Annotated in this window: 10 protein-coding genes; 7 read left to right on the top strand and 3 right to left on the bottom strand. The window is 58.4% G+C overall.

Going from position 1 to position 9,888, the window contains the following annotated elements; genetic code table 11:
* Positions 1-60 precede the first annotated feature (60 nt).
* The 3 genes from NW815_RS02290 (at position 61) to NW815_RS02280 (ending at position 2,412) form a co-directional block, all read left to right on the top strand.
* Positions 61-648 carry a lysostaphin resistance A-like protein gene (locus NW815_RS02290; protein WP_414328684.1) on the top strand — a complete coding sequence of 196 codons (588 nt, stop codon included), beginning with the start codon at positions 61-63 and terminating at the stop codon, positions 646-648.
* Positions 649-834: 186 nt separating this feature from the next.
* A complete protein-coding gene (locus tag NW815_RS02285) occupies positions 835-1,617 on the top strand; it encodes an alpha/beta hydrolase (RefSeq protein WP_414415671.1) in 783 nt (260 codons plus the stop codon).
* Between the two features lie 144 nt (positions 1,618-1,761).
* Complete coding sequence (locus NW815_RS02280) at positions 1,762-2,412, top strand: peroxiredoxin (protein WP_414388577.1); 651 nt, start codon at positions 1,762-1,764, stop codon at positions 2,410-2,412.
* A 184-nt stretch (positions 2,413-2,596) separates the two neighbouring features.
* Here the strand turns inward: NW815_RS02280 and scpB are convergent, their stop codons facing one another.
* Entirely contained in the window at positions 2,597-3,094 is a 498-nt protein-coding gene (scpB, locus tag NW815_RS02275) for an SMC-Scp complex subunit ScpB (RefSeq protein ID WP_414388578.1), read from the bottom strand.
* 171 nt (positions 3,095-3,265) lie between these two features.
* Positions 3,266-5,422 (bottom strand): NAD(P)H-quinone oxidoreductase subunit 5, encoded by a 2,157-nt coding sequence (locus tag NW815_RS02270; RefSeq protein WP_414388579.1) that lies wholly within the window; start codon positions 5,420-5,422, stop codon positions 3,266-3,268.
* Positions 5,423-5,758: 336 nt separating this feature from the next.
* On the opposite strand from NW815_RS02270, the gene NW815_RS02265 reads away from it, so the two are divergent.
* Positions 5,759-6,115 carry a single-stranded DNA-binding protein gene (locus tag NW815_RS02265; protein WP_414350270.1) on the top strand — a complete coding sequence of 119 codons (357 nt, stop codon included), beginning with the start codon at positions 5,759-5,761 and terminating at the stop codon, positions 6,113-6,115.
* Positions 6,116-6,140: 25 nt separating this feature from the next.
* Here the strand turns inward: NW815_RS02265 and NW815_RS02260 are convergent, their stop codons facing one another.
* Positions 6,141-6,923: a cobalt-precorrin-6A reductase gene (locus NW815_RS02260; protein ID WP_414415670.1), complete on the bottom strand. Its 783-nt coding sequence runs from the start codon at positions 6,921-6,923 to the stop codon at positions 6,141-6,143.
* 64 nt (positions 6,924-6,987) lie between these two features.
* Here NW815_RS02260 and NW815_RS02255 point away from each other — a divergent pair, with 64 nt between their 5' ends.
* Genes NW815_RS02255 through ispG form a run of 3 tightly spaced genes read left to right on the top strand, consistent with a single transcriptional unit; the run spans position 6,988 to position 9,649 of the window.
* A complete protein-coding gene (locus tag NW815_RS02255; RefSeq protein WP_011431791.1) occupies positions 6,988-7,503 on the top strand; it encodes a bifunctional nuclease family protein in 516 nt (171 codons plus the stop codon).
* Between the two features lie 45 nt (positions 7,504-7,548).
* Positions 7,549-8,370, top strand: a complete 822-nt coding sequence (locus NW815_RS02250; RefSeq protein ID WP_414388582.1) for an MOSC domain-containing protein — start codon at positions 7,549-7,551, stop codon at positions 8,368-8,370.
* A 49-nt stretch (positions 8,371-8,419) separates the two neighbouring features.
* A complete protein-coding gene (ispG, locus tag NW815_RS02245; RefSeq protein WP_414343922.1) occupies positions 8,420-9,649 on the top strand; it encodes a (E)-4-hydroxy-3-methylbut-2-enyl-diphosphate synthase in 1,230 nt (409 codons plus the stop codon).
* The last annotated feature ends 239 nt before the right edge of the window (positions 9,650-9,888 follow it).

Raw genomic sequence — 9,888 nt, 5'->3', positions numbered from 1 at the left:
GATGATAAAAACAGCAGCTGCTGTTAACCCTCCGGAGTTCGAAGCCTAGGGATCCCCTCCATGACTTCCCAGATTCAGCCCTGCACACGCGAACAGATCTTGAATGGAATGGGCATCACCACCCTGTTTTCGGCTCTCATTGTGGGTCTCTGGATCTGGCTGGGATCCTCCTTTCCCGTGCCGTTTCGCTGGGATCCCCTAGCCTTGGCGTGGGGGGCAGGGCTGGGACTGGGGGTGGCTCTGCTCAGCGGCGGGGTTTACCGGCTCTGGCCAGCCTATCGTCGGGCAGCCACTGCCTACTTACACTGGGTGGCGGATCCCTTGCAGTGGGGAGATATCCTTTGGGTGGGCCTGCTGCCGGGCTGGAGCGAGGAATGGCTGTTTCGCGGTGTGCTGCTGTCAGCTCTGGTGGCCAGCCCCTTAGGGTGGACAGGCGGGATCCTGCTGAGCGGCCTCTTGTTTGGCGCCTTGCATTGGCTGGGATGGCAGGGCTGGCCCTATGCCGTCTGGGCCAGCGGGGTTGGTATCCTCATGGGGATTGGCTTGTGGCTGTCGGGAAACCTGTTGGTCACCATTGTCGCCCACACCCTTGTCAACTGGATTGGGGTTTGTGCCTGGAAATGCTTTTTCTCTCAAGCGGAGCCCTGAAGGATGCAGTTTTCCTGATCCCCTCTTCCCTTATGGGAAAGGGGTTGCCTGTAAGCAGCGCAGAACCTTGGGCAAGTGCCGCAAATTGAGCTTAACTTACTTGTCGATGCCTTCCTGTCAATGCCCCACCGAGATCTCCTACAACTAGTTTGGGGATCCTTCCCATGGCTGCGCGTGGGGCGATCCTTGCTGCTGGTCGGGCTGGTGGTGTACGGCTACCTGCTCTGGCTGGGCTGGTTTCAATCGGAGCGGCTGATCTTTCTGCCCCAGCCCGCCAGCTATCGAGATGGGGATGCCATTCTCAAGCTCACGACCTCTGATGGGCTACAGATTTCAGCGGTACATTTGCCCAATCCCGCCGCTGCCTACACCCTCCTCTACAGCCATGGCAACGCCGAAGACTTGGGGGATATCCTGCCCCGCCTGGTGGGCCTGCAGCAGGCTGGGTTTGCCGTCTTGGCCTACGACTACCGCGGTTACGGCACCAGCGAAGGGATCCCTTCCGAGGCCGGCGCTTACAAAGATATCGAGGCCGCTTACACTTACCTAGTTGCCCAAGGGATCCCGCCGGAGCGGATCTTGGTCTATGGAAGATCAGTAGGGGGCGGGCCCTCGGTTTACCTGGCAGCGCAAAAACCAGTGGGCGGCCTGATCCTGGAATCTACTTTCGTGACTGCCTTCCGCGTCTTGACGCGCATCCCGCTGCTACCTTTCGATCGCTTCGACAACCTCAGCCGCATGGCCAAGATCAATTGCCCGCTGCTAATTTTGCACGGTACCCAGGATCGTCTAATCCCCTTCTGGCATGCTGAAGCCCTTTACCAAGCAGCACGGGATCCCAAACGCTTGGTGCCCATCGAGGGAGCCGATCACAACAACTTGCTGCAGGTGGCCAGAGAGCGCTATGTCACCATCCTGCACCAATTCGTAGCCGAGCTGGTGGATCCCCATGTCGTCTTCCCTCAGTAGCGGCTTAGGTGAGGACAATCTTAAAATCACCTGTAATCCGCTCGGAAAATCGGGGTTTATGTGGCAAGATCAAGAGGGATCGGGTCGAAGGATTCGGATCCCTGTCTCACCGGACTGAACCCTTTTACGGAGGATCAAGAGCGTATGTCTCTCCGACTTGGCGATACTGCTCCCAATTTCACGCAAAAGTCTACCCACGGCGAAATCGATTTCTACTCTTGGGCCGGGGATAGCTGGGTGGTGTTGTTCTCTCACCCCGCCGACTACACGCCGGTCTGCACCACGGAGCTAGGCACTGTTGCGAAGCTGATGCCCGAATTTGAAAAGCGGGGTGTGAAGGTGATCGCCCTCAGTGTGGACGATGTGGAGTCCCACGTGGGCTGGGTGAAAGACATCGAGGAAACCCAGAACGCCACTTTGACCTATCCCATTTTGGCAGATGCAGACCGCAAGGTCTCTCAGCTCTACGGCATGTTGGATCAAACCAACCTCAATCAAGAAGGGCTGCCCCTGACGGTGCGCTCGGTGTTCATCATCGATCCCAACAAGAAGATACGCCTCATTCTTACCTACCCGGCCAGCACAGGCCGCAACTTCGACGAGCTCCTACGGGTGATCGATGCCCTGCAGTTGACGGATAAGTATAACGTTGTCACTCCCGCCGACTGGAAAGACGGTGACGATGTCATCATTCCGCCTTCGCTGAAAGATCCGGAAGTGCTGAAAGAGAAGTTCCCAAAAGGCTACAAGGAAATTAAGCCCTATTTGCGGGTCACCCCTCAGCCCAACAAGTAGAAGTCTCAGCAATCGAACCTACTTTCGGCTGATCCCTTCTCTGCCGAAGCTGCGCTCCCCTCGATTTGGATCCCCGACCAGGGGATCCTTTTTTATTTCAAGCCAGATTGAGACACTTTCCCTTTGGGAGAGAGGAGTTAGGGATCCCTCATTTTGCAGTTGGGGAAAGTTTATTCTTCAAAGTTTATTCTTCGGGGAAAGAAGCCGCCTCTGTTGCTTTTTTGGCCAGCTCATCTACCGTGAAGTAGCGATGAAATTTATCCGTCACGCGCAACCAAGGGGAACGGCAGCCTTCTTTGCGATAGCGGGTAACGAAGCCTTTTTCTACCAGCTCTGCCACGTGCTGATAAGCACCTTGACCGCGCAACTCCACCAAATCGGCTTGCGAGAGCGGGCCACGCAGAATGATTGTAGCCAGGGTACGGGTAGCACCCACCCCAATTTCAGGGGGTAAAAGCTGGTTGGCCAGCTCCAAAAACGGCTCCCGCAACTGCAGGGCAAACCCCTCCTCCACCTGTAAGACCTCCAAGGCAGAATCGCGATGGGCATAGTCTTCCATTAATTCCAGCAGCGCATCGTAGGCTTCGTCGCGACTGCAATGGGCCAACTGGGCCAGGGCCGATAGCTCCAGGGGCTGCCCTTTTAAGTAGAGGATCGCTTCGATCTGATTTTTCAGGGCCAAGACACGCTCCCTCTGACCTTGCCTTTCCGCCAACAAGGGATGCGAAATCGACTTAAGAGAACGCGGGGCCATTGCAACAAGGGATCCGCTCAACTTGCTCCGTAGCATAGCAGCAGTTCTAGGCTGAGGGATCCCTTGGCCAAGCGGGCCGGATCCATCCTCGCCTTCGAGCTAGAACCCTACCCCTGATGCCACCACCATCACCACCACCGCTGCAAAGATAATCAAAGCGTAAAACTGGGCCTTGCCGCTCTCCAGGTATTTCATCGCCTCGCCGCTCACCATGGTCACCAAGCCCGTCAGGTTGACCACACCATCCACGATGCGGCTGTCCACCTCCAGCGCCTCCCGTGCCACGAAGCGGGTGCCCTGCACAAAGACTCGCTCATAGAGATCGTCGATGTACCACTTGTTGAGGGAGAAGTAGTAGAGCGGTTGCAGGCTTTGGGGGAAGGTGCCCGGGTCGATGCGCTTTTGCCAGTAGATCAAGCTGGCCAAAGTGATGCCGATCAGCCCAATGCCCACGGAACTACCCGCCATGATTAGAAACTCTGCCCAATCGAAATGGCCCGCCAGCACCTCCTGCCACTCTGCTGCCACCAGCGGCAAAATCGAGCCTGCCTCTGCCACAGACTCAGCCGGCGGGTGGATGAAAGCTTCAAAGAAGTTGGCAAAAGGGGTGCCCACCAGGCCAATCAGCACAGAAGGGACGGCCAGAGCCAACAGCGGGAAGGTCATCGACCAAGGGGACTCATGGGGCTCTGAGGCATGGGCATCTCCGTCGTGCAGGTTTTCGTGGGCTTCAGGATGGCTGCTGGGCTGGGGTTTTTCTTGAATGTTCATGGCTCCAGGGCCAAAGGCCGGCTGTTTCCCCGCAAAAACGTAGGCAAAAGCTGGCACAGGACGGCCCTGGCTGATGGCCACCTCCTGCCGCAGTCTCAGGTTGGTGCCGCGAAACTCCCCTTCGAAGGTGAGGAAGTAGATGCGGAACATGTAGAGGGCGGTGATCCCGGCGGTGAGGAAGCCCACCCCCCACAGAGCTGGGTTCCGTTCGAAAACAGCGCCCAAGATCTCGTCTTTAGACCAAAAGCCGGCGAAGGGCGGGATCCCACAAATGGCCAACGTGCCGATCAAAAACGTGATGGCCGTAACCGGCATGTATTTGCGCAACCCCCCCATCAGGCGCATGTCTTGGGCCAAAACCGGGTCATGGCCGACCACCGCTTCCATGCCGTGGATAACTGAGCCAGAGCACAAAAAGAGCATCGCCTTAAAGTAGGCGTGGGTCATCAGGTGAAACAGGCCCGCCCCATAGGCGCCGCACCCCATGGCCATGACCATGTAGCCCAGCTGGGAAATGGTGGAGTAGGCCAAGCCTTTTTTGATGTCGTTTTGGGTGATGGCAATGGTGGCCCCCAAGAAGGCTGTGCCCGCCCCCGTCCAGGCAATGATGTCCATAGCCACCGGGATCCCTTCCAGCACCGGGAACATGCGGGCCAAGAGGAATACCCCAGCCGCCACCATCGTGGCTGCGTGGATGAGAGCGGAAATGGGCGTGGGACCTTCCATAGCATCCGGCAACCACACATGCAGGGGGAACTGAGCGGACTTGGCCACCGGCCCCAAGAACACCAACACCGCAAACAGGGCAATTAAGCTGCTGCTCACCGCTCCGGCAGCCAACATCTCCTGCAAGTTGCGCCCGATCTCGTTGAACGCGAAGGTGCCGGAAATCCAGTAAAAGCCCAAAATGCCCAACAGCAGGCCGAAATCTCCCACCCGGTTGACCACAAACGCCTTTTGCGCTGCTTCTGCCGCCGCCTGCCGGTCGTGCCAAAAGCCGATGAGCAGGTAGGAGCACATCCCCACCAGCTCCCAGAAGATATAGATCTGCACCAGGTTGGGGCTGACCACCAAGCCCAGCATCGAGGAGCTAAATAAGCTCAGGTAGGCGTAGAAACGCACATAGCCGGGATCGTGGGCCATGTAGCCATGGGAGTAGATCTGCACCAGAAAGGCCACCGTGGTCACCACCACCAGCATCATGGCGCTCAGGTGATCCACGACAAAGCCCATATCCACCGAGAAGGATCCCGCCTGGGCCCAGGTGATGGTTCTGAGGACGGTTTCGTGCCCTTGCACCTGGCTGACCAAAAGGGCAAAGGCATGAACCATCGCCGTCCCGGTCGCGAACACGCTCAAAAAGGCAGCCAAAGAGCGGTTGGCCCTTGTCCAGGCGTTGAACATCAGGATACCTAAGCCGAGGAGAAAGGCTGCCACCAAAGGATAGACGGGGATCAACCAGGCGTACGTGTAGATGAATTCCATGGGAAATGCTTCTGAATGCGTCCTCTCACAGCAACGAACCTGCTCTGCTAGCCCTGCAATTGGCCGGTGGGAGTGTCTGGTGGGCTGGCATTTGCTCAACTGCTTCTGCCATTGTAAACTTTTGCGACAGAGTGCGGATCCGGATCCCGAGCATCAAGTCCATCACAGCAGAGGCTTTTCCCAGAGATCAATCGGGATCCCCGCAGTTGAATCTGTAGATATCCTAAAGAATCGGCTCTGAGCCGAAGCCGACGGTCGCAGGCCAAAAGATGACAGGGATCCCTTGCGAGCGCTACAACGAAGGCTAGATCTACTGGCGGTCTGGAGAAACTACCCATGAGCTTGAACCTGGTGACCTTGGTGGGGCGAGCCGGCATGGATCCGGAGGTGCGCTACTTTGAGTCAGGCAAGGTGGTCTGTACTTTTAGCTTGGCGGTCAACCGATTCCGCAAAGGAGAAGACAAGCCCGATTGGTTCAGCCTAGAGTTGTGGGGCCGCACTGCCGAGGTGGCCGGAGAGTATGTGCGCAAAGGCAGCCTCATCGGGGTAACGGGCAGCCTCAAGTTCGATCGCTGGAAAGACAAATCCACCGGAGAAGAGCGCCAGAGGCCCATCATCGCTGTAGATCGCCTAGAACTGCTGGGATCCCGTCAAGACCGCGACTCCAACCTGCCCCCCGAAGAGCCGTTTTGACCCGTTGGACTGGAGCTGGGCAACCTCAAGGTCCCGCTCCTTCCAAGCATCGCCTACAGGCCTGCACCACTGCTGTCAAATCCTGACTGCACCAGGGATAGTCCAACGGGGGTCGCCGGATCACCCACAGAGGGATCCCCAGGGTTTTGGCCACCGCCTGCTTGATCCCCAGCCCGCCTGCTTCCCCAGAGGCTTTGCTGATCACCACCTGAGGGCTGAGCTGTTGCCAAAGCTGTAGTTCCTGCTCCAAGCTGAGGGGTAAGCGCATCCCGATCACCCGCTCGGCAGGGATCCCGGCTTGCACCGCTTGGGGAACCGATTCCGGCAGCACCCGTGCCCACAGTTGGCAGCGATCTTGCCAAGGTACAAACAGGGGCAGGGCCTTCACTCCCACCGTCAGCAGCACCCGCCGCCCCGCCAGCACCGCCTCTGTGAGCACCCCCTGCCAGTCCGGTGCCACCTGTACCCAGGGATCCAGCTCTACAGGAGGGCGTTCGTAGCGCAGGTAGGGGATCCCCAGTTGGGCCGTCACCCGGATGGCCAGTTGCGAGATCTGCAGGGCAAAAGGATGAGAGGCATCCACCACTACGCGGATCCGGCACTCTTGCAGGAATTGTTCCAGAGATGGCGGCGAAAATCGGGTGACCACCACCTGACCGGGCAAATCCTGATACAGCCTTCTGGCCCCTTCAGTGGTGACGGTTGCCACCCAAGGGATCCCCTGCCGGCTGAGGGCGTCGGCCAAGCTGCGGCTCTCGCTAGTGCCCCCGATCAAAGCCACTTCAACTGGACTACCAACTGAGCTCATGGTGTGTTGCCAAACTTTGACGCCCGTAGATACGATCAAGATCACCGGCTGGAGGCAATTGCTCATGATCGAGATGCATGTGGCTGGGATTGCGGTCGATGCCGTCAACCAAAACCCCATTGTCATCCTGCGCGATGGCAGTGAGCGTCGTGCCCTGCCCATTTGGGTGGGAAAAGCAGAGGCCAACGCCATTTTGCAGGCCCTGGACGACCAAAAGCCACTGCGCCCCATGACCCATGATCTCATCCTCAATTCCTGGAAGACGTGGGGGATCAAGCTGGAGCGAGTCATCATTCACGCGTTGCTGGATAACACCTTCTACGCGGTGCTCGTCACCGTGAATGGTGACAAAAAACAAGAGATCGACTGCCGCCCCAGCGACGCCATTGCCCTCGCTCTGCGGGCCCATGTTCCTATCTGGACGGTGGAAGAGGTCATTGCGGAAGCCTCGATCCCCATGAACCAAGATGCCGACGAGGCGGAGCGGGAGGCCTTTCGCAAGTTTGTAGAAAATGTAACCCCCAGAGACTTTATCCGCAGCTACCCTATGACCGACCATCCCACCGAAGCCGACAGTTAAGCAGCTAAGGCGGATCCCACCCCCAGGGATCCCGGCAGACAGGCCATGCCCCAGGTTGCCAGGTTAACGGTCTATCCCATCAAGTCCCTGGATGGGATCTCTTTGTCTGAGGTGAGGCTGACGGCGGGGGGAACTTTGGAAGGGGATCGCCGCTACGCCCTGGTGGATGCGGAGGGAAAGCGGGTGAACGGCAAGCGCCATGCTGCGGTCCACCGCCTGCGGGCCCGGTTTGATCCCCAGTTGGGCCGGGTGCAGTTGTGGGGGGAGGGCAAGGCGGCTCAGTTTGACCTGCAGCAGCAGCGGGATGCTTTGCAGACTTGGCTCAGCGATTGGTTCGGTTTTCCGGTGCAACTGCTGGAGGAGCCTCTCAGGGGGTTTCCGGATGATCCCTATGCCGACGGCCCCACCCTGATCAGCACAGCCACTCTGGAGACGGTGGCCGGTTGGTTCCCCAACTTGACCCTGGAAGCGGTTCGGCAGCGCTTTCGCATGAATATCGAGCTGTCGGATTGCTCTGCCTTTTGGGAGGATCGGCTCTTTGCCCAGGCAGATCAAGGGGTGCGCTTTCGCATTGGGGAAGTGGAGCTGCTGGGCCTCAACCCCTGCGCCCGCTGTGTGGTGCCCACTCGGGATCCCCTGAGCGGAGAGGCCTATCCCGGTTTTCAAAAGCACTTCGTAGCGCAACGGCAGAAAACCTTGCCACCCTGGGCCGAAGCCAGCCGCTTTGACCATTTCTATCGCCTTGGGATCAATACGTGGATCCCGAGAACGGAGGCGGGCAAGCACCTGAGGGTTGGGGATCCCGTCGAAATCCTCGGGGTTGAACCCCTCAGCCTTTACCCTGAGCTGAATCGAACCCCAGGTTAGTTTCCGACCTACAATCAAGCTAGAGCAGCTCTTTTGGCTTGACCAAGCTATGCAAACCCTGGATCGGCCCAACGCCCCCACCCAGCAGCCCTACCCAGAACCGGTCTATCCCCGTCGCCCCACCCGCACGGTGGCCGTAGCCGATGTGTTGATCGGCAGCCAGCACCCGGTGGTGGTACAGTCCATGATCAACGAGGACACCCTCGACATCGACGCAGCAGTGGCCGGGATCCGCCGTCTGCACGAGGCAGGCTCAGAGATTGTGCGGGTTACCGTTCCCAGCATGGCCCATGCCAAGGCGATGGAGGCGATTCGGGAGAAGCTGATCCAAACCTACAAGCCGGTGCCTTTGGTAGCCGATGTCCATCACAACGGCATCAAGATCGCCCTGGAAGTAGCCAAATACGTGGACAAGGTGCGCATCAATCCAGGGTTGTTCGTCTTTGAAAAACCTCAGCCCGGTCGCACAGAATATACCCAAGCCGAATTTGAGGCCATTCGTAACAAAATCCGGGAAACCTTCACCCCCCTTGTCCAGACCCTCAAAGCCCAGAACAAAGCCCTGCGCATCGGGGTCAATCATGGATCCCTGGCAGAGCGGATGCTCTTCACCTACGGGGATACGCCTGAGGGCATGGTGGAGTCGGCCCTGGAATTTGCCCAAATCTGCGCCGAGCAAGACTTTCACAATGTGGTGCTTTCCTTCAAGGCCTCCCGCCCGCAGGTCATGTTGGCGGCCTACCGGCTGGCAGCCCGTCGCTTCGATGCCCTGGGCCTGAATTACCCCTTCCACTTAGGTGTCACCGAGGCGGGCGATGGAGAATATGGGCGCATCAAGTCGGCGGTGGGGATCGGAACCCTCTTGGCTGAAGGGATCGGCGACACGATTCGGGTTTCTCTCACGGAAGCGCCAGAGAAGGAGATCCCGGTGGCCTACGGCATTTTGCAAGCTCTGAACCTGCGCAAAACCATGGTGGAGTATGTGGCCTGCCCTTCTTGTGGCCGCACCCTGTTCAATTTGGAGGAAGTGCTGCAGAAGGTGCGTGCTGCAACTCAGCATCTGGTGGGGTTGGACATTGCCGTGATGGGCTGCATTGTCAATGGGCCGGGAGAGATGGCCGACGCCGACTACGGCTATGTGGGTAAAACGCCAGGGGTGATCTCCCTCTACCGCGGCAAAGAAGAAGTGAAAAGGGTGCCGGAATCGGAAGGCGTGCAGGCGCTGATCGATCTGATCAAAGCCGATGGGCGCTGGGTGGATCCCCCTTCTTCCCATTAACTCTGCTTCCCCCTCAAGAGGCGACCTGCCCAGCCATCCTGCCGCGCTCTTGCTTCGCTCAGAAACTGGCTAGTGGCGTTTGCCACGCAGGGCTTTGGCGCGGTTGTTCACCTGTCTTACAAATAGAGGCAGCAGGTGCACCCGGATATATTCAAACGCTGCTTGTAGACCTTCTTTTTCTTGACATACTCCCCTGCCTTTAGGCAGGAGATTCTGGTTCCTGGTTCTGCGACAGCACT

The organism is Synechococcus sp. R6-7 (genome assembly GCF_047461695.1).
In the GTDB taxonomy this organism is placed as follows: Bacteria; Cyanobacteriota; Cyanobacteriia; order Thermostichales; family Thermostichaceae; genus Thermostichus.
Note: the sequence above shows the minus strand (reverse complement) of the source record. Positions and strands in the feature narration are given on the sequence as shown.

Coding starts and splice junctions, on each gene's coding strand:
- NW815_RS02280 (WP_414388577.1), top strand. CDS start 1,762: ATGTCTCTCCGACTTGGCGATACTGCTCCCAATTTCACGCAAAAGTCT.
- NW815_RS02260 (WP_414415670.1), bottom strand. CDS start 6,923: ATGAGCTCAGTTGGTAGTCCAGTTGAAGTGGCTTTGATCGGGGGCACT.
- NW815_RS02270 (WP_414388579.1), bottom strand. CDS start 5,422: ATGGAATTCATCTACACGTACGCCTGGTTGATCCCCGTCTATCCTTTG.
- NW815_RS02290 (WP_414328684.1), top strand. CDS start 61: ATGACTTCCCAGATTCAGCCCTGCACACGCGAACAGATCTTGAATGGA.
- NW815_RS02265 (WP_414350270.1), top strand. CDS start 5,759: ATGAGCTTGAACCTGGTGACCTTGGTGGGGCGAGCCGGCATGGATCCG.
- NW815_RS02255 (WP_011431791.1), top strand. CDS start 6,988: ATGATCGAGATGCATGTGGCTGGGATTGCGGTCGATGCCGTCAACCAA.
- ispG (WP_414343922.1), top strand. CDS start 8,420: ATGCAAACCCTGGATCGGCCCAACGCCCCCACCCAGCAGCCCTACCCA.
- NW815_RS02250 (WP_414388582.1), top strand. CDS start 7,549: ATGCCCCAGGTTGCCAGGTTAACGGTCTATCCCATCAAGTCCCTGGAT.